We start from the raw sequence: 25,002 nt of genomic DNA on the forward strand, positions 1-25,002 counted from the left end.
ACCCAACAGCGGAAAGGTTTCATCAGTCGAATACGCCGTTATCCATTGGAAAAACGCCTTCGGATGACTATCTGTCATTGCCCCGAGGCGGGTCGGTGAGGGAAAATGCTCGCCTTTTTTCCGTTTCGTTTTATTCACTCTCGATTCAATATCCGCAGGAGATCAGCGATGCCCAGCCGTCGTGAGCGCGCCAACGCCATTCGTGCCCTCAGCATGGATGCCGTGCAAAAAGCCAACAGCGGCCATCCCGGTGCCCCTATGGGTATGGCGGATATCGCCGAAGTACTTTGGCGTGACTACCTGAAGCACAACCCGAGCAATCCATCGTTCGCCGACCGTGACCGCTTCGTGCTGTCCAACGGTCACGGCTCGATGTTGATCTACTCGCTGCTGCACCTGACCGGCTACGACCTGTCGATCGATGACCTGAAAAACTTCCGCCAGCTGCACAGCCGTACCCCGGGTCACCCGGAATATGGCTACACCCCGGGCGTTGAAACCACCACCGGTCCACTGGGCCAAGGCCTGGCCAACGCAGTCGGTTTCGCCCTGGCGGAAAAAGTCCTGGCGGCGCAGTTCAATCGTCCTGGCCATAACGTCGTCGATCACCACACCTACGTATTCCTGGGTGATGGCTGCATGATGGAAGGCATTTCCCACGAAGTCAGTTCCCTGGCCGGTACGCTGGGCCTGGGCAAACTGATCGCCTTCTACGATGACAATGGCATCTCCATCGACGGTGAAGTCGAAGGCTGGTTCACCGACGACACGCCGAAGCGTTTCGAATCCTACAACTGGCAAGTGATCCGCAATGTCGACGGTCACGATCCGGAAGAAATCAAGATCGCGATCGAAACCGCGCGCAAAAGCGCACAACCGACGCTGATCTGCTGCAAGACCACCATCGGCTTCGGTTCGCCGAACAAGCAAGGCAAGGAAGATTGCCACGGCGCCCCGTTGGGTGACGCGGAAATCGCCCTGACCCGTGAAGCGCTGAAGTGGAACTACGGCCCGTTCGAAATCCCGGCTGATATCTATGCCGAGTGGGACGCCAAGGAAGCCGGTCGCGCTGCCGAAGCCGAGTGGGATCAGCGTTTCGCTGCGTACTCCGCCGCCTTCCCTGAGCTGGCCAACGAACTGGTTCGTCGCCTGAGCGGTGATCTGCCGACCGATTTCGCCGAGAAGGCCCAGGCCTACATCGCTGAAGTCGCGGCCAAAGGCGAATCCATCGCCAGCCGTAAAGCCAGCCAGAACGCCCTGAACGCCTTCGGCCCGCTGCTGCCTGAACTGCTCGGTGGTTCGGCTGACCTGGCCGGCTCCAACCTGACCCTGTGGAAAGGTTGCAAAGGCGTCACCGCCGAAGACGCCAGCGGCAACTACATGTACTACGGCGTTCGCGAGTTCGGCATGAGCGCGATCATGAACGGCGTGGCCCTGCACGGCGGCCTGGTGCCTTACGGCGCGACCTTCCTGATGTTCATGGAATACGCCCGCAACGCAGTGCGCATGTCGGCGCTGATGAAGAAACGCATCGTCTACGTGTTCACCCACGACTCCATCGGTCTGGGCGAAGACGGCCCGACTCACCAGCCGATCGAGCAACTGGCCAGCCTGCGCTGCACACCGAACCTCGACACCTGGCGTCCGGCCGATGCCGTTGAATCGGCGGTGGCCTGGAAGTTCGCCCTGGAGCGTGACGACGGTCCTTCGGCGCTGATCTTCTCCCGTCAGAACCTGCAGCACCAAACCCGCAATGCGATCCAGATCGAAGAGATCGCCCGTGGCGGTTACGTGTTGAAGGACTGCGCAGGCGAGCCTGAGCTGATCCTGATCGGCACTGGTTCGGAAGTCGGCCTGGCCGTTCAAGCCTTCGACAAACTGACCGAGCAAGGCCGCAAGGTTCGTGTGGTGTCGATGCCATGCACCAGCGTCTTCGAAGCCCAGGACGCCGGCTACAAGCAATCGGTTCTGCCATTGCAGGTCAGCGCGCGTATCGCCATCGAAGCCGCCCACGCGGACTACTGGTACAAGTACGTGGGCCTGGAAGGTCGCGTGATCGGCATGACCACCTACGGCGAGTCGGCGCCTGCGCCGGCCTTGTTCGAAGAGTTCGGCTTCACCCTGGAAAACATCCTGGGTCAGGCTGAAGAGCTGCTGGAAGACTAAGGCACGCCGCGGTGGTTTTATGGCCACCGCGTTCCCTGTGTAGGAGCTGCCGCTGGCTGCGATCTTTTGATCTTAAAAGATCGCAGCCTCGTTTCACTCGACAGCTCCTACCAGCTCCTACAGGGATTTGTGTTGTTAGCAAGAATTCGTCTGCCGCGACTATCGAGAACCCCATGCCTCAACCGCGTCCTTACAAAGTTGCACTCAACGGCTACGGCCGGATTGGTCGTTGTGTCTTGCGTGCGTTGTTTGAGCGAGGCTCGACGGCTGGGTTTGAAATTGTCGCGATCAACGATCTGGCCGATATGGCCAGCATCGAATACCTGACACGCTTCGACTCCACTCACGGGCGGTTTCCCGGTGAAGTGAGGGTTGAGGGCGATTGTCTGCATATTAAGGGCGACTGCGTGAAGGTCCTGCGCAGTGCCACCCCCGAAGGCATCGATTGGGCGTCGTTGGGCGTTGATCTGGTGCTGGAGTGCTCCGGCGCTTATCACACCCGTCAGGATGGCCAGCGTTTTCTCGACGCCGGTGCGCCACGGGTGCTGTTTTCCCAGCCGATGGCCAGCGAGGCGGATGTCGACGCCACCATCGTCTACGGCGTGAACCAGGATTGCCTGACCGGTGACGAGCTGCTGGTGTCCAACGCGTCCTGCACCACCAACTGCGGCGTGCCGCTGTTGCGCCTGCTGGATCAGGCCATTGGTCTGGAATACGTGTCGATCACCACTATCCACTCGGCGATGAACGATCAGCCGGTGATCGACGCCTATCACCACGAAGACCTGCGCCGCACCCGTTCGGCGTTCCAGTCGGTGATTCCGGTGTCCACTGGTCTGGCGCGAGGCATTGAGCGCCTGCTGCCGGAACTTGCCGGGCGAATTCAGGCCAAAGCCGTGCGGGTGCCGACGGTTAACGTGTCTTGCCTCGATATTACGATGCAGACCGTGAGCGATACCGACGCCACCGAGGTCAACCGGATTCTGCGCGAGGCCGCCACCCATGGCCCGCTCAAAGGCCTTCTGGCCTACACCGAGTTGCCTCACGCCAGTTGTGATTTCAATCATGACCCACATTCGGCCATCGTCGATGCCAGTCAGACACGCGTTTCCGGCCCACGGCTGGTGAACATCCTGGCCTGGTTCGACAACGAATGGGGTTTTGCCAATCGAATGCTGGACGTTGCAGAGCACTATTTGCAAGCCGCTACTACTCCACAATCTGTCTTTCAAAAACAGTAACCCAGGAATTGCGACCCATGACCGTGTTGAAGATGACCGACCTCGATCTGCAAGGTAAGCGCGTACTGATCCGCGAAGACCTCAACGTCCCAGTCAAGGACGGTGTTGTCACCAGCGATGCGCGTATCCTGGCTTCGCTGCCGACCATCAAGCTGGCCCTGGAAAAAGGCGCGGCAGTGATGGTCTGCTCGCACCTTGGCCGTCCGACCGAAGGCGAGTTCTCGGCCGAGAACAGCCTCAAGCCAGTGGCTGACTACCTGAGCAAGGCCCTGGGCCGTGAAGTGCCGCTGGTGTCCGATTACCTGGGCGGCGTCGACGTGAAAGCCGGCGACATCGTGTTGTTCGAAAACGTGCGCTTCAACAAGGGCGAGAAAAAGAACGCCGACGAACTGGCCAAACAATACGCCGCTCTGTGCGACGTGTTCGTAATGGACGCTTTCGGCACCGCTCATCGCGCCGAGGGCTCGACCCATGGCGTGGCCAAATTCGCCAAAGTCGCCGCTGCTGGCCCGTTGCTCGCCGCCGAACTGGACGCACTGGGCAAGGCCCTGGGCTCCCCGGCCCAGCCAATGGCCGCCATTGTTGCCGGCTCCAAAGTGTCGACCAAACTCGACGTACTCAACAGCCTGAGCCAGATCTGCAACCAGCTGATCGTTGGTGGCGGCATCGCCAACACCTTCCTGGCCGCTGCCGGTCACCCGGTTGGCAAATCGCTGTACGAGCCGGACCTGCTGGACACTGCCCGTGAAATTGCTGCGAAAGTCAGCGTGCCATTGCCAGTGGACGTGGTGGTCGCCAAGGAATTCGCTGAAAGCGCGACCGCGACTGTCAAACTGATCGCCGACGTGGCTGCAGACGACATGATCCTGGACATCGGCCCACAGACCGCGGCGAATTTCGCCGAGCTGCTGAAGTCGTCCAAGACCATCCTGTGGAACGGCCCGGTGGGCGTGTTCGAATTCGACCAGTTCGGTAATGGCACCAAAGTGCTGGCCCAAGCCATCGCGGAAAGCTCGGCGTTCTCCATCGCTGGCGGCGGTGACACCCTGGCGGCCATCGATAAATATGGCGTTGCCGAGCAAATCTCCTACATTTCTACCGGCGGCGGCGCGTTCCTCGAATTCGTCGAAGGCAAAGTGCTGCCGGCCGTTGAAGTCCTGGAAAGCCGGGCCAAGGCCTGAGGCCGCTCATTTGACCAGGCAAAGGAGTGTTCAGATGGTCAGGACATTAATGCTGTTGATCGCCGCGGGTATGCTGGCGGCTTGCGGGAGTAACCCGAAAGCCACGCCGGAGCCCGCGCCATCCGCGTCGGATAAAGGCTGCTACCAGGCTGACTGGCAAGCGGAAACCAACCCGGTGATCAACAAGCGGTCCGGGCCCGATGGCCTGGACAAATACGAGACACAGACCCCGACCAAGGAACATGGCTGCCCTTGACGGGTCTGACTCTTTAACTCAGGGCTGGCGGCGTGTGCTGTCAGTCGAGGAACACGGATGAAACGCTTTATTGCCGTTGCGGCAGTGGCATTGCTGGCAGGTTGCGCCAATTTGAACCTGTTCAACACTGCCAAGCCAGCGGACAGCTGGACCACCTGGACCTGCGACAGCCAGGCCAAAGTGCTCTGGCGCTACACTGATGTGAGCCGCAAGGAAGTCGATGTTCGCCTGGGCGGCGCCGATCAGGTCTACCGCCTGAAGCTTGAGCCGGGCGCTGAAGGTTCGCTGTATAGCAACGACATGCTGGCGTTTCACATAAAGGGTGAGGAAGGCCTGGTGTACTGGGTCGCCACCAATGATTTGATTGGCCGCGGTTGTAAAGCGCAGTAACAACGCCGATCGCAGGACTATTGTTGTGGCGAGGGAGCTTGCTCCCGCTGGAGCGCGAAGCGGTCCCAAAGCCAGTCGATTTGGTGTTTCAGAAGGACCGAGTCGGCGGGTTTACGACTGCTTCGCAGCCGAACGCGAGCAAGCTCGCTCGCCACAGGTTCTTCGTTACGCACAGGTTTTTGTTGTACCGAATCCGCAGCCCGGGCCAACCCCCGATCTGCAATAACTTGAATAGCCGCCGCCGCTACGGCAGGCTGGCACGATTAACGACCCTCAACCGGGAGAGACACACACAATGGCACTTATCAGCATGCGCCAGATGCTGGACCACGCAGCCGAGTTCGGCTACGGCGTTCCAGCCTTCAACGTCAACAACCTTGAGCAGATGCGCGCCATTATGGAAGCCGCTGACAAGACTGACTCCCCGGTGATCGTCCAGGCTTCGGCCGGTGCTCGCAAATACGCTGGCGCCCCGTTCCTGCGTCACCTGATCCTGGCGGCCATCGAAGAGTTCCCGCACATCCCGGTGTGCATGCACCAGGACCACGGCACCAGCCCTGACGTCTGCCAGCGCTCCATTCAACTGGGCTTCAGCTCGGTCATGATGGACGGCTCCCTGGGCGAAGACGGCAAGACCCCGACCGACTACGACTACAACGTTCGCGTTACCCAACAAACCGTGGCCATGGCTCACGCCTGCGGCGTCTCGGTGGAAGGCGAGCTGGGCTGCCTGGGTTCGCTGGAAACCGGCATGGCCGGTGAAGAAGACGGCATCGGCGCCGAAGGCGTTCTGGATCACAGCCAAATGCTGACCGACCCGGAAGAAGCCGCGGACTTCGTCAAGAAGACCCAGGTCGACGCCCTGGCCATCGCCATCGGCACCAGCCACGGCGCCTACAAGTTCACCAAGCCACCTACCGGCGACGTGCTGGCCATCGACCGCATCAAGGAAATCCACAAACGCATCCCGAACACCCACCTGGTGATGCACGGTTCGTCTTCGGTTCCGCAAGAGTGGCTGGCGATCATCAACCAGTACGGCGGCGACATCAAAGAAACCTACGGCGTACCGGTTGAAGAAATCGTCGAAGGCATCAAGCACGGCGTGCGCAAGGTCAACATCGACACCGACCTGCGTTTGGCGTCCACCGGTGCGATGCGTCGCCTGATGGCCACCAACCCGAGCGAGTTCGACCCGCGTAAATTCTTCGGCGCGACTGTTACTGCGATGCGTGACGTGTGTATTGCGCGTTATGAGCAGTTTGGTACTGCCGGTAATGCTTCGAAGATCAAGCCGATTTCGTTGGAAGCGATGTTCCAGCGTTACCTGAAAGGCGAGTTGAACGCTAAGGTTAACTGAGCCTGAGCGTTAAGCCGCGTTGAATAAGAAACCCGCCGAGAGGCGGGTTTTTTATTGGAAGAAAGTTTGCTCGCCTTGCACCAACCGAGCCGCGATTACTCCTTCGGTTCGACGTGATCCAGCGCCTGATTCACCGCCAGTTCACCGAGCATGACCACTTGGGCAATGCCCAGCAGGGTCTTGCGATGTGAGGTTTCCAGCAGCGCGGCGAAATTATTGAGCATGAGGGTGGCCGAGCCGAGTGTTTCGCTGGCGTTGGCCAGCAGGGCTTCGGTGTTGTACTTCGGATTGGCGAGGTACATGGGCTCGGGTTCGTGGGTGGTGGCCATGATTTTGGCGGCCGGGTTGAGGTAATGGTCGAGGGCGCGCTCGGCGGCTTCGTGGAATTTCTTTGAATCGGGGGATTCGTAGGGGGATGCCGGGTCTGTGACCGGCGGATGCGGCGTTGATTTAGTCATTTGCTCGAAACCTGATTGGAGTGCCCCTCTCTGGCTACTAATCAAAGTGGAGGCAACTGTACGCAGGTTAGTAGACCGGGGTTTCGAGCAAGCCGGCGCACCCGAAGGTGCCCTGCGCACAGTTACCATCAAGCGCAGGAATCGAAATCCCTGACTGACAGATGCTTGTGCACCAAGCTCGAAACCACGGGCTACTAAACCCGATCACTGCGAATCAGTGACACGAATCAAGTTACCGATGGCCTCCCAGGCGCACAAGCCGGCGGATTCTGGCGTACCCGTAGGCGGTGACGCAAGCCGTTGTAGGCCTCATGAAGTAACGCTGAGTGTCTTTAAACGTGGGCGTTTAAGTGGGGCTGATGCCGGTCAGTGAAGAGATGGAGTTGGACATAAAGAACCTGTGGCGAGGGAGCTTGCTCCCGCTGGGCCGCGAAGCGGCCCCCAAAAAGAGGGTCTGCTGCGCAGCCCAACGGAAGCAAGCTCCCTCGCCACAAAGGGTGGATTCCTGCGGTCTTTCAGGGATTACGTATCGTGATCGATATCCAGCTTGCTGAACGTCACTTCCCCGCCTTCAGTGGTGTACCCGGTGTTGTCCTGCACATAAACCCCGGCCTTGAAGTACAGCGGCTTATCACGCCACATCGTGCTGATGTCGGTATCCCACTGGTACCCCGCCGCACTGATGCCCAATGCACCGCCTGGGCTGAGGTGGATGAGGTAGGAGAATTCCTGATTGAGTTTCACGCCGGTGGCGATGGTGATGACCCGGGCGGTGTCGTCGTCGGGGTGCATGCGGACTTTGGCGACGATGTTGCCGGTCGCGCTGTAGTCCTTGTATTGATACTCGACCTTCACCATGGGCTTCTGGCTGTTGAAGGCGTGGATCTGGCCAATGACGATCTTGCCCGAACTGGGCACCTGGCTGACCGAGAGGGTGGCACGCAGGGTGTTGTCCGCGTCAGGGTAGTACCAGTTTTTCAGCGTGCCGTTGCTGTAGGTTTCGCGCAGTTCGGTGCGCGGGTAGATCGCGTTTTCGGTTTTGGAGCCGGTGACCGGGGACCAGAAAAATAAAGTGCCGGTGTCGGAGTGGAAGTATTGATCCTTGAAGCCGTCCACCAGCTTGGTGGTTTCGACAGTGTACGGCGGGCTGCCGACGGGAACACTGAGGTTCCAGGTTGCGAGATCGATCATAATTCAAGCTTCCACTTTTTTTACTGCACGTGCGTGCCAGAAGCTCTAGCTCGCGCCTTCGGGTGGGTCTTTATAAGCGTAGAAGGCCTCTTTGTTAATGCCCTTCTGGCAGATGATTGGCGTCAACAACCTGTCGAAATGCCATCCTTCCCGGTTTATAAGGCCTGCAGGGCTGACCGTTAGTCGGCTATATGAAACTTTACCGAAGTGATGGGATACGAGCGGCTTCTGCTTTAAGGGATCCGGGTCTAGAGTGAAGTCGCAATAGGTGACCGGTTTTAACAAAAGGCCGGCCTGAGGCCCCGAACAAGAGATGCAGCATGGAATGCGCACAATCTAAGCCAGCTGAAGGCAACTCAATCCTGTTAATTGTTGATGATTACCCTGAAAACCTGATCAGCATGCGCGCGTTATTACAGCGCCAGGATTGGCAGGTCATGACCGCGGCTTCCGGTTTTGAAGCCCTTGGCCTGTTACTCGAACACGATGTCGACCTGGTGCTGCTGGATGTGCAGATGCCGGGCATGGACGGTTTTGAAGTGGCGCGCTTGATGCGCGGCAGCCAGCGAACCCGTCTTACGCCAATCATTTTTCTTACCGCCAACGAACAGTCCCAGGACGCGGTGATTAAGGGCTACGCCAGTGGCGCGGTGGATTACCTGTTCAAACCGTTCGACCCGCAAATTCTCAAACCCAAAGTCCAGGCGTTGTTGGAACACCAGCGTAATCGCCGTGCCTTACAGCGGTTGAGCCATGATCTGGAAGTCGCCCGGGCCTTCAATGCCTCGGTGCTGGATAACGCCGCCGAAGGCATTCTGGTGGTGAGTGAGGACGGGCTGATTCGCTTCGCCAACCCGGCGATGTCTCGCTTGCTCAATGCCACGGTGAACGACCTGCAAGGCAAGGAGTTTCTGGATTTCCTGCAAAAACCGCACATTCCGATCTGGGCCGATTCCGAGTTGTTTGCCGGTTACAAACGCGGTGAAACCCTGCGCTTGCACGATGCGCTGCTGCGTACCGCGCCCGGCCAGCAAGTGCCGGTGGCGTTGTCTTGCGCGCCTTTGCCCGCCGAACAACATGCGATGGTGGTGACGGTGCTGGACATGTCGGTGGTGCGCCATCTGCATCAGCAGTTGGAGTTCCAGGCGGTGACCGACCCGCTGACCGGGCTGCTCAATCGCCGGGGTTTCTACCAGACCGTTGAAAACCTGCTGCTGCGCGGCGAACGTTCCGACAGCACTTGGGTGCTGTTGTACCTGGACCTCGACGGCTTCAAGCGGGTCAATGATTCCCTCGGCCACGATGCCGGCGACCGGGTGCTGCGTTGGGTGTCCGAGCAGTTGAAGGCATGCCTGCGGCCCTTCGATATTCTGGCGCGGATGGGGGGCGATGAGTTCACTGCGTTGCTGGATCTTGAGCTCCCCGAGCAGGCGGCAAAGATTGCCGAGAAGCTCATCGAGCGGGTGTCGATCTGTCAGCAGATCGAAGGCATGGACATCGCCTTGGGTGCCAGCATCGGCATCGCCACTTATCCCGATTGCGGGTCTAATCTGGACGGGCTGATGCGCGCCTCCGACATTGCCATGTACGAAGCCAAGCGCGCCGGGCGTCAGCAATATCGCTTCTACGATCACGAAATGAACGGCCGGGCACGCTCGCGGCTGATGCTTGAAGAGAGCGTGCGTACGGCCATCGAGAACCGCGATTTCAACCTGGTGTATCAGCCCCAGGTGGCGATTGCCGATGGGCAGATCCGCGGGTTCGAAGCGTTGTTGCGCTGGCAGCATCCGAGTGTCGGCGATGTACCGCCGGGGCTGTTTTTGCCGTTGCTGGAAGAGGCGCGGTTGATCAGTCGCCTGGGTAGCTGGATTTATCATCGCGGGGCCAAACAGCGCAAAGCCTGGGAAACCTTGTTTGCCGAAGATCTGGTGCTGGGCGTCAGCTTGAGTAGCACCCAATTCGGGTTGCCCAACCTGGTCACCGAGCTGCGTCAGGTGCTGGAGCGCCATGGCCTGAAGCCGCAGCAGCTGGAAGTCGAGGTCACGGAAGAGGCCTTGATGTCTAACCCCGACGAGACCCGCAAACAACTGCGTTTGCTGCGCAATCTGGGGGTACGGGTGGCGCTGGATGACTTCGGCTCCGGGGCTTGTTCGCTGGCGCATTTGCGCGACCTGGAACTGGACACGCTCAAGCTCGACCGGCATTTGATCGCCCGGTTGCCAGGGTCCGAACGGGATGCGGCGCTGGCACGCAGTGTCATCGATTTGTGCAACCGGTTAGGGCTGCTGGTGATCGCCGAAGGGGTTGAAACGGTGGCGCAGTATGAGTGGCTGCAAGCCAACGGTTGCCAGTATGTGCAGGGTTTCCTGGTGGCGCGGCCGTTGATGGCCGAGGACACCGGTCACTTTGTCGAGCCGTTCGACTGGGGCGCGCTGACGAGTTGAATTCGCTACACTGGCAACCTTTTCGTGATGCGTGTTGCCGCTCCAATGACTGTGTTGAAATACCTCCAGGCTTATCCTGCCGCGTTGCAGGACCAGGTGCGCAAACTGATCGCCGAAGGTCGGCTGGGCGATTACCTGAGCCAGCGCTATCCAGAAAAACACGGGGTGCAGAGCGACAAGGCGCTGTACGCCTATGCCCTGGACCTCAAGCAGGAATACCTGCGTAACGCCCCGGCCATCGACAAGGTGTTGTTCGACAACCGTCTGGACCTGACCCACCGCGCGCTCGGTCTGCACACCGCGATCTCACGGGTGCAGGGTGGCAAGCTCAAGGCCAAGAAAGAAATTCGCATCGCCTCGCTGTTCAAGGACGCGGCGCCGCAGTTTCTGAAGATGATCGTGGTGCATGAGCTGGCGCACTTCAAAGAGTCGGATCACAACAAGGCGTTCTACAAGCTGTGCGAGCACATGTTGCCGGGGTATCACCAGGTGGAGTTCGATTTGCGGGTATACCTGACATGGCGGGATATGCACTGAACAAATCTGCTAATTAATCGGGAGCGCATGGATGGACGTGAGCAAGACCAAGAGCAGCTTCTACCGCCGATTGTACGTGGCGTACCTGATCGACAGCGGGCTGGCCAGTAACGTCCCTGCATTGACCGAAGTGACCGGTATGCCCCGACGCACGGCTCAGGACACCATCGCGGCGTTGGCGGATCTGGATATCGTTTGTGAATTCGAGCAGGAAGAGGGCGCACGTAACCACGCGGGGCGCTATCGGATTCGCGAGTGGGGGGCGATTGATCGGGGGTGGATCGAGCGTAATCTGCGGCAGATTAAAGCGGTGCTGGAGTATCCCTGAGCTTTTGCGGTGTTGCAGATGACGCCTTCGCGGGCAAGCCTCGCTCCTACAGGGGGTTCACTGTTCCTGTGGGAGCGGGCTTGCCCGCGATGGGGCCCTCAAGGACGACGCATCCCGATATGCGGAATCTCATCTTCCAGGTATTCCTCACCCACCACCACAAACCCGTACCGCCCGTAGTACCCCTGCAAATGCGCCTGGGCCGAGAGGTAGATCGGCACCTCGGGCCAGTGCTTCTCGGCCTGTTTCAACGCCTGGCTCATCAACTCATGCCCAAGCCCGGCACCGCGTGCCTGGGGTGCAATGATCACCCGGCCAATCACCACATCGCCGCCCTGCAACTCCGGGTCGAGCAATCGCAGGTAGGCCACCAGCCGATCCCCGTCCCAGCCCATCAAATGGCAAGTGTCACCTTCCAGGTCCTGGCCATCGATGTCTTGATAAGCGCATTTCTGCTCGACGACAAACACTTCGGCGCGCAGTTGCAAAATGGCATACAGCTGCTCTTTACCCAGATCGCTGTGGTGTTTGCAGACCCAATCGATTGTCATCTTCACATTCCTTGAACAACGTTGTTCCGATACTAAGCGCCCTGAGACGGGATGTCTTTATCGCAGGGGAATCTGTGATAAAGACCAAAATGCCATCATTCATTTCTCGCGAAGTTGTCTTCTTTGTGTAATCTGCGATGAAGCGCTGTGCAATGGCCTCAATGAGCTAATGTTAGGACCTGGGTTCGCCGGTAGAGGAATCTTGGAGTTTTGGCTGAAAAACACGTCGGGCAGCCCGCCCGCTAAGGATTTCTGGCATGCCGCGGTTTCATCGAGCGTTTGCTTTGATCGGATTGCTGTTGCTGACACAGGCCGAGGCTGCGGAAAAGCTGCGTCTGGTCGCCGATGCCTGGCCACCCTTTACCGACGCCACGCTGGTCAATGGCGGTGTGGCCACGGACATCGTCAGCACCGCGCTGGCCCGGGCCGGTTACGCCAGCGATTTCGAACAAGTGCCGTGGGCCCGGGCCTTGTTTGGGGTGGGCGAGGGACGTTACGACGTACTGGTCAACACCTGGTACACCGACGAGCGCACGAAGCTGGGGCAATTTTCCGGCGAGTACCTGCTCAACCGCGTGCGCTTTCTCAAGCGCAAAGACACGCCAATCGAATACAACAACCTGCAACAACTGCACACCTACCCGATAGCGGTGGTACGCGGTTATGCCTATTCGCAGGAATTTGATGAGGATGTGTCGTTGCAGAAAGTCCCGGTGCATAACTTCGCCATGGCTGTGCGCATGGTCGCGGCCGATCGGGTCAAGCTGACTTTGGAAGACGAGTTCGTCGCCCGGTATTACCTGGCGCGGGAATCACCCAAAGTGCGCAATGCCGTGGAGTTCCTGCCCAAGCCGTTGAGCGAGAACAGTCTGCATATTCTGGTGAGCCTGAAGAACCCGGAGCATGAACAGATCGTCGCCGGTTTCGATCGCGAGATTGCGGCGATGAAGGCTGACGGGAGTTATGAGAAGTTGCTCAGGCAGCATGGGATGTAATCTGAAAGGCCTGCAGTGTCCGAGCTGAAGCCTTCGCGGGCAAGCCCGGTCGCTGCACATTTCAGGCTTCGTTAGTGTCCTTGATCAAATGCGCCGCCAACGTCCGCAACGGCCCCAGTTGCCGACAGATCAACGCCAGTTGTGTCTGTACCAGCCGCTGCCCTTCATCGATTTCATCCGGCATCTGCTCAAGCGCATTGGCCAGTGCTTCTTCCTCATCACTCTGAATCGCAATCGGCTGTTTGCTCGCCAGGCCCTGGGCAATGTCGTCGAGGCTGGCGGCCACGCTCACGCCCGCACCGTCGATCAGGTGCTCGCGCACATCCGACGGCAGTTGGGTTTCACGGTGTGCCCCAAGCCCCGACAAATAGCTGAGCAGGGTGTGCGACAGCACCAGGAATCGGAACCCGACATCGGCTTCCTTACGGAAGTGCCCCGGCTCCATCAGCATGTTGGCCAGTGTCGTCGACAACGCCGCGTCGGCGTTGTGCGCGTTACGTCGGGCCAGGCGGTAAGCCAGGTCGTCGCTTTTACCGGCGGCGTATTGCTGCATGATCTGGCGCAGGTAAATGCTGTTGCAGGTCAGGGTATTGGCCAGCACTTTGTTCAGGCGCCGGCCCTGCCAGTCCGGCAGGAACAGGAATACCGCCAGGCCGGCGATCAGGCTGCCGAGCAAGGTATCGAACAGTCGCGGCAGAAGCAGCCCGTAACCGTCGCCCACCTGGTTGAAGCAGAACAGCACCATGATCGTAATGGCGGCTGTCGCCAGGGTGTAGCGGGTGGTGCGGTTGGTAAAGAACACCACCCCGGCGACGATGGCGAAGCTCGACTGGATCAACGGGTTGGGGAACAGATCGAACAGCGCCCAGGCCACGGTCAGGCCGATGGCGGTGCCGATGATCCGTTGGCCCAGTTTGCGGCGGGTGGCGCCGTAGTTCGGCTGACAGACAAACAACGTGGTGAGGATGATCCAGTAACCTTGCGAGGGGTGGATCAAATGCACCATCGCGTAGCCGATGCTCAATGCCAGGGGCAGGCGCAGGGCGTGGCGGAATAGCAAGGACGTTGGCGTCAGCTGTGTGCGCAAGCGAATCCACACATCCTTGAGACTGCGTGGCGAACGGTCGAGCAGGCTGCTGTCGGTGGCGTCTGCAAGCGCATCGGGGTTGCTGGCGTCGCTGAGCAAACGGTCGAGGGTGCCGAGGTTGGCGGCCAATGCCCGCAACGAGCGCAACAGACCACGCCAGGCCGGATTGCTCTGGATGCGCAGGTGTTCGAGGGAGGCGTGCAGGTCGCTCAGGGCTTCGGCGAAGCTGGCGTCATAGATGAACGGCTGGCGCATCTGGATCGATTCGGCCAGCGCGCGGCACACCTTGCCTTGTTGGCGCAGCAGGCGCTGACAGCGGAACAGTACGTCGCTGTGGAAGAACGCCTCGGCCAGCGCGTTGTAAGGGTAGTGCGAGGAGCTGGCGCGCTCGTGGATGTCCTGGGCGAGGAAGTACAGCTTCAGGTAACGGCTGAGTTTCGCCCCCGGCCTGCCATCGCCGACCCGGTGCAGAATGATTTCCTTGGCGGCGTTCAGGGCTGCCACCACCCGACCGTTCTGCTGGGCCAGTTCCAGGCGGCGCGCTTCCACGTCCAACTGCCGGATCGGTTCGAACAACGACGATTTCAGTTTCAGGTAATAACCCAGTTCACGGAACAACCGCGCCAGGCTCTGTTGCACCGGCTGGTTGGAAAACAGCACCTGCCACAACACCGAGAGCAAGCCATACCACGCCGCACCCGCCACCAGCAGTACCGGCTCGTGCCAGAAATCAGTGACCGCGCCGCCGCGCTGGTCCACGCCGATCATGGTGTAGACCGACAGAATCAGCGTCGCTGACGCAATCGCGCCATAACGCTCGCCCAGCGCGCCGAGCATGGTCAGGCAGAAGCTGGCCAGGGCAAAGGCGATGATAAAGAGGATGGGGTAGGGGAAGAGCAGTTCGACGGACAGGGCGGCGACCATAAAACACACCAGCGTCACGGCCAGTGCGTTGAGGCGGCCCTGCCAACTGTCGTCGGTTTCGGCCAGGGCGCTGGCGATGATCCCCAGGAACAACGGGATCAGCAGCCCCATTTGATCCTGAGACCAACACAGCGCCATGGTGCCGGTCAGGGCGATGAATACCCGAACGCTGTAACTGAATTTATCCAGCGCCCAGAGGCGACGCAGAGACTGCCGAAATGTGGTCGATGACATGAAGTGCGAAGGCCTTCCGAGGCAATGACGCTAAATTGAGCCACTAATGACGCCGACGCAATGGCGCCGATCACATCAGACAGCAAAATCTGTTCCTTCCTCGTTCTGTGTTGCCTGTCAGGACGTCTTCGCGGGCAAGCCTCGCTCCTACAGGGATTTAGGTGACCCTTGTAGGAGCGAGGCTTGCCCGCGAAGAACGATAACGCGATCGGTCAGACGTATTGCGCCGCCGCGTAACCGGAGGCCCAGGCCCATTGGAAGTTGAAACCACCCAGATGCCCGGTGACGTCGAGCACTTCACCGACGAAATACAGGCCGGGGCTTTTCAGCGACTCCATGGTCTTGGATGACACTTCGCGCGTGTCGACGCCACCCAGGGTCACTTCGGCCGTGCGGTAGCCCTCGGTGCCGGCCGGCACGACTTTCCAGCTCGCCAGTTTTTCAGCGATGTCTGCAATTTCTGCGTGGGTGTATTGCTTCATCGGTTTGGAGACGAACCAGTTGTCTGCCAGCAAGTTGGCCATCTTCTTGGTGAAGATCTCACCGAGCAGGGTTTTCAACTCGCTGTTCGGGCGTTCGACTTGCTGCTGTTGCAGCCAGCTCGGTACGTCGTGATCCGGCATCAGGTTGATCTCTACCGTGTCGCCGGATTCCCAGAACGAAGAAATCTGCAAAATCGCCGGGCCGCTGAGACCGCGGTGGGTGAACAGGATGTTCTCGCGGAAACTCTGGTCGTTGCAGCTCACCAGGCAATCCACCGACGTACCGGACAGCTCGGTGCACAGCTCCTTGAGCTGATCGGTGATGGTGAACGGTACAAGACCGGCGCGGGTCGGCAGCAGGTCGTGGCCGAACTGCTTGGCCACCTGATAGCCGAAACCGGTGGCGCCGAGGGTCGGAATCGACAGGCCGCCAGTGGCGATCACCAGGGATTGGCAAGTGATCTGGTCCAGCGTGGTATCCAGCAGATAACCGCTTTCGAGCTTCTCGATGGTCTGGATCGAGGTGTCCAGGTGCAGGCTGACGCCAACCTGATTGCACTCGTCGAGCAGCATGTCGAGGATGTCGCTGGATTTGTTATCGCAGAACAACTGGCCGAGTTTCTTCTCGTGGTACGGCACGCCGTGTTTGGCCACCAGACCGATGAAGTCCCACTGGGTGTAACGTGCCAACGCAGATTTGCAGAAATGTGCGTTCTGCGAGAGGAAATTGCTCGGCTCGGTGTACATGTTGGTGAAATTGCAGCGGCCACCGCCCGACATCAGGATTTTCTTGCCGGCCTTGTTGGCATGGTCAAGCAACATCACCTTGCGCCCGCGCCCGGCGGCGGTCAGCGCACACATCAACCCTGCGGCGCCAGCGCCAATGATCACGACTTCGGTAGAGCGCAAAACGGTGTCCTCACATAAATCTCAGAGCTAACGGCGATCCCGTAGGAGCGAGGCTTGCCCGCGAAGAACGATAACGCGTTGCATCAGGTGTACCGAGTTTTCGTTCTTCGCGGGCAAGCCTCGCTCCTACAGGGGGGGCGGTGCGGTTTTACAAAATGCGTACGCGCAGCGAACGGCCTTTGATTTTACCGTCGTTCAGACGCTGCAAGGCTTGCTTGGCGATCCCGCGTTCCACGGCCACATAGGCCTGGAAGTCGAAAATCGCGATCTTGCCGACCTGGGCGCCGGGAATGCCCGCCTCACCGGTCAGTGCGCCGAGAATGTCGCCTGGACGGACTTTGTCTTTACGGCCCGCACCAATGCACAGCGTGCTCATCAGCGGCAGCAGCGGACCGCCGCCCTGGGACGTGAGGTTATCCACCTGATCCCAATTCAACGGCGACTTCTGCAGTTGCTCGATGGCTTGGGCGCGATGGGCTTCGGACGGTGCGACCAGGCTGATCGCGATGCCTTTCTCGCCAGCACGACCGGTACGGCCGACACGGTGAATATGGATTTCCGAGTCACGGGCCAGTTCGACGTTGATCACCATGTCCAGCGCATCGATGTCCAGGCCGCGTGCGGCGACGTCGGTGGCGACCAGTACCGACGTACTGCGGTTGGCGAACATGGCCAACACCTGGTCGCGGTCACGCTGTTCCAGATCGCCGTGCAGGCCGACGGCGGAGATGCCTTTGGACGTCAGGTGATCGACGGTTTCCTGCACCTGCTGCTTGGTGAAGCAGAACGCCACGCAGGACGCCGGACGGAAGTGGCCGAGCACCTTGGTCACCGCGCTCATGCGCTCTTCCGGGGAGATTTCGTAGAAGCGCTGCTCGATCTGCGTGTCGTCGTGGAACGCCTCGGCCTTCACTTGCTGTGGATTACGCATGAACTTCGACGCCAACTGCTTGATGCCCACCGGATAGGTGGCGGAGAACAGCAGGGTCTGGCGACGTTCCGGGCACTGGGCGATGATTTCTTCGATGGAATCGTAGAAACCCATGTCGAGCATGCGGTCGGCTTCGTCGAGGATCAGCGTGTTCAGACCGTGAAGCACCAGCGAACCCTTGCGCAGGTGTTGCTGGATACGCCCCGGCGTGCCGACGATGATGTGTGCGCCGTGCTCCAGCGAGCCGATCTGCGGGCCGAAAGACACACCGCCGCACAGGGTCAGGACCTTGATGTTGTCTTCGGCACGGGCCAGGCGACGGATTTCCTTGGCGACCTGGTCGGCCAGCTCACGGGTCGGGCAGATGACCAGTGCCTGGCAACCGAAGAAGCGCGGATTGATCGGGTTCAACAGGCCGATACCGAAGGCGGCGGTCTTGCCGCTGCCGGTCTTGGCCTGGGCGATCAGGTCCATCCCCTTGAGGATCACCGGCAAGCTTTGCGCCTGGATCGGCGTCATCTGGGCATAACCGAGGGAGTCGAGGTTAGCCAGCATGGCGGCGGACAGCGGCAAAGTATTAAAAGCGGTGGCGATGGTGGTCACGGGACTGGCCTGCAAAACAAAATGTCGCGCAGTGTATCAGTCCCAGGCTCTCCACCTGCAAATTCTGGACGAATAGCCGTAGCAGCTGTCGAGGTACGAGGCTGCGTTGCGTGTCCGCAGGACCGCCCCGGCTGGGCCGCTTCGCAGCCCAACGCAGCCTCGTGCCTCGGCAGCTGCTACGGGTCAGTGCTCGATATCGTGCTCACGGCTGACCATCCGTCGGCCATCCTTTGGTGAAAGCTGCGAGAAGATGGTTGCAGCCAGCATCGCCATGATGCCGACCGTCACAAAAGTCAGCTGGAACGCGCCCAGCACCGTGTCCACGTCGTCATTGCCCATCTCCGCCGTGAATCCGCCGAGCAGCGCACCGGCGCACGCCACGCCCAGGCTCAGGGACAATTGCGCTACCACCGACAGCAAACTGTTGCCGCTGCTGGCGCTGGCGTCGTCGAGGTCGATCAGTGTCACGGTATTCATCGCGGTGAACTGCAAGGAGTTGATCGCCCCCAGAATCGCCAACTGGCCCAGCAACAGCCAATACGGTGTCTGCTCGCTGACCAGGCCCATGCTCGCCAGCATGATCCCCAGCGCCAGTGTGTTGCCGGTCAGCACGATGCGGTAGCCGAAACGTTCGATCAACGGCCGCGCCACCGATTTGGCGACCATCGCGGCCGCAGCCAGGGGCAGCATGCTCATCCCGGCCTGTGACGGCGAATAGCCCAGCGCCACTTGCAGCAGCAACGGCACCAGGAACGGCAATGCGCCGCTGCCCAACCGGGCGAACAGGTTGCCGAGGATGCCCACGGCGAAGGTCCGGGTCTTGAACAGCGATGGCGCAAACAGTGGATTATCGATGTGCCCGGCCCGCAGCCAATAGGCCGCCAGACAGGCCATGCCGGCAAACAACAGCAACATCACCCGCAAGTGCGGCAGACGCAGTTCGCCGAGGCCTTCCATGGCGATGGTGATCAGCACCATCGCCGAGCCGAACAGCAAGAAGCCCAGGCTATCGAAGCGGGTGCGCTCGCTGCCGCGCAAGTCGGGAATGAATTTCCACACCGCATAGCAGCCGATGACACCCACCGGCAGGTTGATCAGGAAGATCCAGTGCCAGGTCAGGTATTGCACCATCCAGCCGCCCATGGTCGGGCCGATCAGCGGGCCGAGCAGGCCGGGAATGGTGATGAACCCCATGATCCGCACCAGATCCGAGCGCGGATACGCGCGCAGCACTACCAAGCGTCCGACCGGCAACATCAAGGCGCCGCCCAGGCCCTGGATCACCCGGGCGCCGATCAGCATGCTCAGGGTGCTCGACAAGGCGCAGAGCAATGAGCCGATGCTGAACAACAGGATGGCGCCGAAGAAAATTTTCTTGGTGCCGAAACGGTCGGCGATCCAGCCGGAGGCGGGAATCAGCAAGGCGACGGTGAGCATGTAGGCGATGATCACACCCTGCATGCGCAGCGGGTCTTCGGCCAGGTCCCGGGCCATGGCGGGGAGGGCGGTGTTGAGGATTGTCCCGTCGAGGGACTGCATGAAGAAGGCAATGGCGACGACCCACGGCAACCAGCGGGCGGTGATAGCGTCGAGAGGTGGGCGGTTGGGCATGGGACCTCTTGTTAATGCAGATTCGTGGCTGGCGCTGAACCCTGTGGCGAGGGAGCTTGCTCCCGCTCGGCTGCGTAGCAGTCGTAAATCCGGTGAATGCGGTCTGTCTGATAGAGCACATTGCCGGTCTGGGGCCGCTTCGCAGCCCAGCGGGAGCAAGCTCCCTCGCCACAGGTTTTTGTGTTTACAGGGTCAAGGTCAATCGGCTGACGAGCGCTCCCGGCAGCAATGCCGAAGACGTGTTCCGCTGACTGTAGGTGCTGGCCGACAACATCAGCTCGCGTTCCTCGGTCAACGCTTCCAGCTGCGAACCGAGCAGGCTGTAGGCGCTGTCATCGAAACGCATGGTGCTGACCGGTGCCTGAATCTCGCCGTTCTCGACCCAGAAGGTCGCGAACCGTGTCATGCCGGTCAGGCGCGCTGCCGGTTGGTCCGAGTAGTTCAGGTACCACAGGTTGCTGATGTACAGACCGGTGCCCAGTTGCTTCAGAATCTCGGCGTCAGGCAAAGCGCCGGCCGCCATGTTCAATGCACTTGGGGCTTCACCACCGCCGGCACCGTTGGCGGTCAGTCCGTATTCGGCGGCGCTGCGTGAACCGACCAGTTGCTCGCCCGCCTTGCCCTCAACAATCAGCCGCAGATCACTGCGCGGATAACCTTCACCGGAGAACGCCGGGCTCAGGGAGCCGCTGACTTTTTCATCCAGGGACACCAACGGGCTGAACGAGCTGTCGCCACCGTAGAGCTTCTGCAACGGACTGCTCTTGCTGGCAATCGACTGCGCCGAGAACCCGCCCCAGCTGAGCATGCCCATGATTTCTTCCAGGGCCGCCGGCGCGAGGTAGGCGCGGTACTGACCCGGCGCCAGCGTGCGCAATGGCCGCCCGAGAAACGCCAACTGCTCGCGGGCCTGCTGGAAACGCCGGGCAAAGCCTTCGCTGTTCCAGTCGTGCCCGGCATAGCTGGCTTTCACCGCCTGACCGTTTTCATGGAACAGGCTGAAATCGAAGTTGAAGCTGTTGGCCTGATGCCAGCCGAACGCGCCCGAAGAACTGGCGAAACCGCGACTGATCGGCCCGGCGGCATAGAAACCGACCAGATCCAGCCCCTCGCCGGCCTGAGTGATTTCAGCGACCACCTGCTCGGTGTCCGGCAGCGGATGATCCTGCACGTTGTTGCTCTGCCAGTCGTCATGGTTGAGCAGCAGGTACGGGTCCTGAGGCAGCAACGGCAGGGTTTCGCGCAACTGTTGTAGCCCCTCGGCCAGACGCTGAAGGTCGACTTCCGGATCGCCCGACAACGTGATATCGAGGTCGGCGTGGCGGCCGTCGTTGATCAGTTTGAAGCCGATGCTTGCCTGCTGCACCTGCCCGGCCTGACGCACCTTGGCGTGGTTGAAGCGCACGAAGGCCGACGATTCGGCGGCGTAGCTGAGGGTGAACTGCTCAGGCGTGCGCAGTGCATCGCGCAGCCAGTCGACCAAGGCCTTGAACGAATCGGCCTGGTTTTTTGAAGTGCTCGTGGACGTACTCATCAGGCATCTCCCCCAAACACATCAACGTTGCTGAACACACAGGCCGGCGACGCATGGCCGACACGGATCACCTGGTTCGGTTCGCCCTTGCCGCAGTTCGGCGTCCCCAGCACCTTGAAGGTGCTGACGTCACCGACGGCGCGCAGGCTCTTCCAGAATTGCGCGGAAATCGCCCGGTAGTTCGGGTTCTTCACCACGCCTTTGAGTTCGCCGTTTTCGATCAACTGGCCCCATTCGCAACCGAACTGGAATTTGTTGCGCGCATCGTCGATGGACCACGAACGGTTGGTGCTCATCAAAATGCCGTGCTCGATGTTGCCGATCAGTTGCTCAAGCGGCTGATCGCCGGGCTCGATGTTGAGGTTGGCCATGCGGTCGATCGGCGGACGGTTCCAGCCGCAGGCGCGGCTGTTGGCCACGCCGTCGAGGCTGGCCCGGAACTGCGAGAGCGCGCCGCCCAATGGTCGCAGCAGCAAACCTTGCTTGATCAGGAATTGCTTGCTGGCGGCGGTGCCTTCGTCGTCATGGCCGTAGCTGGCGAGCTGTTCGGGGATGTCCGGGTCGAATGTCACGTTGAGCAGTTCGGAGCCGTATTGCAGGCGGCCGAAGTCTTGCGCCTTGACGAAACTGGTGCCGGCGTAATTGCGCTCGTCGCCCAGGATGCGGTCCAGTTCCAGCGGGTGACCGATGGACTCGTGGATCTGCAGCATCATCTGGTCGGGCATCAGCAACAGGTCGCGCGGGCCTTGCGGGGTGTTCGGTGCCAGCAGCAATTGCAACGCCTGGTCGGCGACTTTCGGGCCGGCGCCGATCAGGCCGCAGCGGCTGATCACATCAAAGCCGCCCTGCTGACCGAAATTCTCGCGGCCGAGGGTGCGGGTCTGGCTGTCGTTACCGTCGTAGGCGGTGACGTCCATGCTCGGGTAGACGAAGCGCTGGGCCTGGCGCAGTTCGGCGCCGGCGCTGTTGAGGTAGATCTGCTCGACGTTGGTGATACCGATGCTCGCCTGCCAGTTCACCAGGCGTTCGTCCTTGGGCACGGCGGCGGATTCGGCGCCGAGCAGTTGGTAGCAATCGCTGAGAGACGGGAAGGGTTGGTCGAGGCTCGGCGAGAAATAGTCGGCGCGCTCGCTGGAAACCGCTTGCTCACGCAAGTCGAGGAGGGCGTGTGGCTTGAGTCGACGGGCTTGTTGCTCGGCCTTCTCCAGCGCGGCTTGCAGCCCGGACTGGGACAAGTCGTTGGTCGCGGCATAGGCTTCGACGCCGTTGACCCGAACGGTCAGCATCGCCCCTTCGTCCCGGCTCAGGCTCGGTGGTTCGGCGACGTTCTTGCGCACTGAAAGATACTGACCGGATTCGCGAACATAACGCAGCGAAAAGAATTCAGCGCCCGTGCGCAACGCAGCGAAGCGCTGCTTGAGCTGGGGGTGGAAATCGAACATTCGGGAACCTCCTTGGTATGGAGTGGCGGCGAATCGGTGTTGCGAGGGGGGGAAACGTTTGCGTGGCGCTAGATTAGGCCTGCGTGGGGGGTAGGATCAAGTGAAGAGCGGTGTAGGAAGAGTTGAGGTTGGGTGAGTCAGGAATTTATCTTATTGCTTGGGCGGACGCTTTCGCGGGCAAGCCTCGCTCCTACAGGGCGAATGCGATTCCCTGTAGGAGCGAGGCTTGCCCGCGAAGGCCGCGCCTCGGTGTTACGGCTTACTGAGCGCTCACATCCCGCAACGGCTTGCCCTTCACCGGTGCACCGCCGGCCACGTAGTACTTGGCCTTGCTGCGCGGCAATGGTTTGCGACCGCGGATCTTGTCGGCGATTTTCTCGGCCATCATGATCGTTGGTGCGTTCAGGTTGCCGGTGGTGATGATCGGCATGATCGAAGCATCGACCACGCGCAGGCCTTGCATGCCATGCACACGACCTTCGCCATCGACCACGGCCATTTCGTCGGTGCCCATCTTGCACGAGCAGGACGGGTGGAACGCGGTTTCGGCGTGCTCGCGGATGAACTTGTCCAGCTGCTCGTCGGTTTGCACGTCGATGCCAGGGCTGATTTCCCGACCACGGAAGGCGTCCAGTGCTGGCTGTTGCATGATTTCACGGGTCAGGCGGATGCCGTCGCGGAATTCCTGCCAGTCCTGCTCGGTGGCCATGTAGTTGAACAGGATGCTCGGGTATTCGCGCGGATCCTTGGACTTGGCCTGGATGCGGCCGCGGCTTGGCGAACGCATGGAACCCATGTGCGCCTGGAAGCCGTGCTCTTTCACGCCGTTGCTGCCGTTGTAGTTAATCGCTACCGGCAGGAAGTGATACTGGATGTTCGGCCATTCGAATTCCGGGCGGGTACGAATGAAACCGCCGGCTTCGAACTGGTTGCTGGCGCCGATGCCGGTGCCGTTGAACAGCCACTCGGCACCGATGGCCGGCTGGTTGTGCAGGAGCAGCGACGGGTACAGCGAGACCGGTTGGGTGCAGGCGTATTGCAGGTACAACTCGAGGTGATCCTGCAGGTTTTCACCGACGCCCGGCAGGTCGTGGACCACCGGAATATCAAGCTTTTTCAGCAGTTCGGCCGGGCCGACACCGGAGCGTTGCAGGATCTGCGGCGACGCGATGGCGCCGGAGCACAGCAACACTTCTTTGCGGGCACGGACTTCAACGCGTTCTTCGGCGGCACCGATCAGGTAACGCACGCCGACTGCACGCTTGCCTTCGAACAGAATCTTGTCGGTCAGGGCGTGGGTGACGATGGTCAGGGTCGAACGCTTCTTGGCGATGTCCAGGTAACCGCGAGCGGTACTGGAGCGACGGCCTTTCGGCGTCACGGTGCGGTCCATCGGGCCGAAACCTTCTTGCTGGTAACCGTTCAAGTCTTCGGTACGCGGGTAACCGGCCTGCACGCCTGCTTCGACCATCGCGCTGAACAGCGGGTTGTTGCCGGCTTTGGGCGTGGTCACGCTGACCGGACCGTCGCCACCGTGGTAGTCGTTCGGGCCGATGTCACGGGTTTCCGCCTTGCGGAAATACGGCAGGCAGTCGAGGTAAGTCCAGTCTTCCAGGCCTGGCAGTTTCGCCCAGTTGTCGTAGTCCATGGCGTTGCCGCGGATGTAGCACATGCCGTTGATCAGCGAAGAACCACCCAGGCCCTTGCCGCGACCGCATTCCATCCGGCGACCGTCCATGTGTGGCTCTGGATCGGTTTCGTACGCCCAGTTGTAGCGACGGCCTTGCAGCGGGAACGCCAAAGCCGCTGGCATTTGTGTGCGGAAATCCAGACGGTAATCCGGGCCGCCCGCTTCGAGCAGCAGGACGGTGACGCCTTCGTCTTCAGTCAGACGGGTCGCCAGGGTGTTACCGGCGGAGCCGGCACCGATGATGATGTAATCGAATACTTGGGACATTGAATGCACCCTCTTTGAAGTTGGTCAGGTCGCGGTCGCGGATTTGTCACTTACTGTGGCGAGGGAGCTTGCTCCCGCTCGGCTGCGCAGCAGTCGCAAATCAGCGACCGTGTTCTGTCTGAATGAGCGCTGAACCTGAAGTTGGGGCTGCTTCGCAGCCCAGCGGGAGCAAGCTCCCTCGCCACAAAGG

At 60.5% G+C, this 25,002-nt stretch carries 20 protein-coding genes; 10 read left to right on the forward strand and 10 right to left on the reverse strand.

Annotation, left to right across the window (positions count from 1 at the left end; translation table 11 throughout):
- Positions 1-168 precede the first annotated feature (168 nt).
- From tkt to fba, 6 genes are all read left to right on the forward strand, one after another.
- Positions 169-2,166 carry a transketolase gene (gene tkt / locus ACEN8R_RS26340; RefSeq protein ID WP_495624458.1) on the forward strand — a complete coding sequence of 666 codons (1,998 nt, stop codon included), beginning with the start codon at positions 169-171 and terminating at the stop codon, positions 2,164-2,166.
- Positions 2,167-2,339: 173 nt separating this feature from the next.
- Positions 2,340-3,407 (forward strand): erythrose-4-phosphate dehydrogenase, encoded by a 1,068-nt coding sequence (gene epd / locus ACEN8R_RS26345; protein WP_064620897.1) that lies wholly within the window; start codon positions 2,340-2,342, stop codon positions 3,405-3,407.
- Between the two features lie 17 nt (positions 3,408-3,424).
- Positions 3,425-4,588 (forward strand): phosphoglycerate kinase, encoded by a 1,164-nt coding sequence (locus tag ACEN8R_RS26350; protein WP_007937921.1) that lies wholly within the window; start codon positions 3,425-3,427, stop codon positions 4,586-4,588.
- Positions 4,589-4,622: 34 nt separating this feature from the next.
- On the forward strand, positions 4,623-4,844 hold the full coding sequence (locus ACEN8R_RS26355) for a hypothetical protein (RefSeq protein ID WP_064620894.1): 222 nt from the start codon (positions 4,623-4,625) through the stop codon (positions 4,842-4,844).
- Between the two features lie 57 nt (positions 4,845-4,901).
- Complete coding sequence (locus tag ACEN8R_RS26360; protein ID WP_495624459.1) at positions 4,902-5,234, forward strand: MliC family protein; 333 nt, start codon at positions 4,902-4,904, stop codon at positions 5,232-5,234.
- Between the two features lie 295 nt (positions 5,235-5,529).
- The gene (gene fba, locus ACEN8R_RS26365) at positions 5,530-6,594 is read left to right on the forward strand and encodes a class II fructose-bisphosphate aldolase (protein ID WP_064620888.1); all 1,065 of its coding nucleotides are present in this window, start codon (positions 5,530-5,532) and stop codon (positions 6,592-6,594) included.
- 95 nt (positions 6,595-6,689) lie between these two features.
- On the opposite strand, the gene ACEN8R_RS26370 is transcribed toward fba, so the two are convergent.
- The gene (locus ACEN8R_RS26370; RefSeq protein WP_019650259.1) at positions 6,690-7,052 is read right to left on the reverse strand and encodes a DUF6124 family protein; all 363 of its coding nucleotides are present in this window, start codon (positions 7,050-7,052) and stop codon (positions 6,690-6,692) included.
- 522 nt (positions 7,053-7,574) lie between these two features.
- Entirely contained in the window at positions 7,575-8,243 is a 669-nt protein-coding gene (locus ACEN8R_RS26375; protein WP_495624460.1) for a polysaccharide lyase family 7 protein, read from the reverse strand.
- Positions 8,244-8,563: 320 nt separating this feature from the next.
- On the opposite strand from ACEN8R_RS26375, the gene ACEN8R_RS26380 reads away from it, so the two are divergent.
- Genes ACEN8R_RS26380 through ACEN8R_RS26390 form a run of 3 tightly spaced genes read left to right on the forward strand, consistent with a single transcriptional unit; the run spans position 8,564 to position 11,552 of the window.
- The gene (locus ACEN8R_RS26380; RefSeq protein WP_018928758.1) at positions 8,564-10,687 is read left to right on the forward strand and encodes a putative bifunctional diguanylate cyclase/phosphodiesterase; all 2,124 of its coding nucleotides are present in this window, start codon (positions 8,564-8,566) and stop codon (positions 10,685-10,687) included.
- A 45-nt stretch (positions 10,688-10,732) separates the two neighbouring features.
- Positions 10,733-11,224 (forward strand): M48 metallopeptidase family protein, encoded by a 492-nt coding sequence (locus tag ACEN8R_RS26385; protein WP_258612776.1) that lies wholly within the window; start codon positions 10,733-10,735, stop codon positions 11,222-11,224.
- 31 nt (positions 11,225-11,255) lie between these two features.
- Positions 11,256-11,552 carry a winged helix-turn-helix domain-containing protein gene (locus tag ACEN8R_RS26390; RefSeq protein ID WP_007937940.1) on the forward strand — a complete coding sequence of 99 codons (297 nt, stop codon included), beginning with the start codon at positions 11,256-11,258 and terminating at the stop codon, positions 11,550-11,552.
- Positions 11,553-11,650: 98 nt separating this feature from the next.
- Here ACEN8R_RS26390 and ACEN8R_RS26395 read toward each other — a convergent pair whose 3' ends face one another.
- The gene (locus tag ACEN8R_RS26395) at positions 11,651-12,103 is read right to left on the reverse strand and encodes a GNAT family N-acetyltransferase (RefSeq protein WP_018928759.1); all 453 of its coding nucleotides are present in this window, start codon (positions 12,101-12,103) and stop codon (positions 11,651-11,653) included.
- 257 nt (positions 12,104-12,360) lie between these two features.
- Between ACEN8R_RS26395 and ACEN8R_RS26400 the strand changes: the two genes are divergently transcribed.
- Positions 12,361-13,098 (forward strand): substrate-binding periplasmic protein, encoded by a 738-nt coding sequence (locus ACEN8R_RS26400; RefSeq protein WP_018928760.1) that lies wholly within the window; start codon positions 12,361-12,363, stop codon positions 13,096-13,098.
- A 61-nt stretch (positions 13,099-13,159) separates the two neighbouring features.
- Here ACEN8R_RS26400 and yccS read toward each other — a convergent pair whose 3' ends face one another.
- The 7 genes from yccS to betA form a co-directional block, all read right to left on the reverse strand.
- Positions 13,160-15,343 carry a YccS family putative transporter gene (gene yccS / locus ACEN8R_RS26405; RefSeq protein ID WP_086944428.1) on the reverse strand — a complete coding sequence of 728 codons (2,184 nt, stop codon included), beginning with the start codon at positions 15,341-15,343 and terminating at the stop codon, positions 13,160-13,162.
- Between the two features lie 212 nt (positions 15,344-15,555).
- Positions 15,556-16,734, reverse strand: coding sequence for a BaiN/RdsA family NAD(P)/FAD-dependent oxidoreductase (locus tag ACEN8R_RS26410; RefSeq protein WP_018928762.1), 1,179 nt, complete (start codon positions 16,732-16,734; stop codon positions 15,556-15,558).
- A gap of 148 nt (positions 16,735-16,882) precedes the next feature.
- A complete protein-coding gene (gene dbpA, locus ACEN8R_RS26415) occupies positions 16,883-18,220 on the reverse strand; it encodes an ATP-dependent RNA helicase DbpA (protein ID WP_230139067.1) in 1,338 nt (445 codons plus the stop codon).
- A 231-nt stretch (positions 18,221-18,451) separates the two neighbouring features.
- Positions 18,452-19,879 (reverse strand): multidrug transporter subunit MdtD, encoded by a 1,428-nt coding sequence (mdtD, locus tag ACEN8R_RS26420; protein WP_495624461.1) that lies wholly within the window; start codon positions 19,877-19,879, stop codon positions 18,452-18,454.
- A gap of 184 nt (positions 19,880-20,063) precedes the next feature.
- The gene (locus ACEN8R_RS26425) at positions 20,064-21,413 is read right to left on the reverse strand and encodes a TldD/PmbA family protein (protein WP_495624462.1); all 1,350 of its coding nucleotides are present in this window, start codon (positions 21,411-21,413) and stop codon (positions 20,064-20,066) included.
- Positions 21,413-22,855, reverse strand: coding sequence for a TldD/PmbA family protein (locus tag ACEN8R_RS26430; protein WP_258612772.1), 1,443 nt, complete (start codon positions 22,853-22,855; stop codon positions 21,413-21,415). Before ACEN8R_RS26430 ends, ACEN8R_RS26425 begins: the two co-directional genes overlap by 1 nt.
- 259 nt (positions 22,856-23,114) lie before the next feature.
- Positions 23,115-24,812 carry a choline dehydrogenase gene (gene betA / locus ACEN8R_RS26435; RefSeq protein ID WP_064620863.1) on the reverse strand — a complete coding sequence of 566 codons (1,698 nt, stop codon included), beginning with the start codon at positions 24,810-24,812 and terminating at the stop codon, positions 23,115-23,117.
- Positions 24,813-25,002: the final 190 nt, after the last annotated feature.

The sequence above is a fragment of the Pseudomonas sp. Pseusp15 genome (assembly GCF_059492165.1).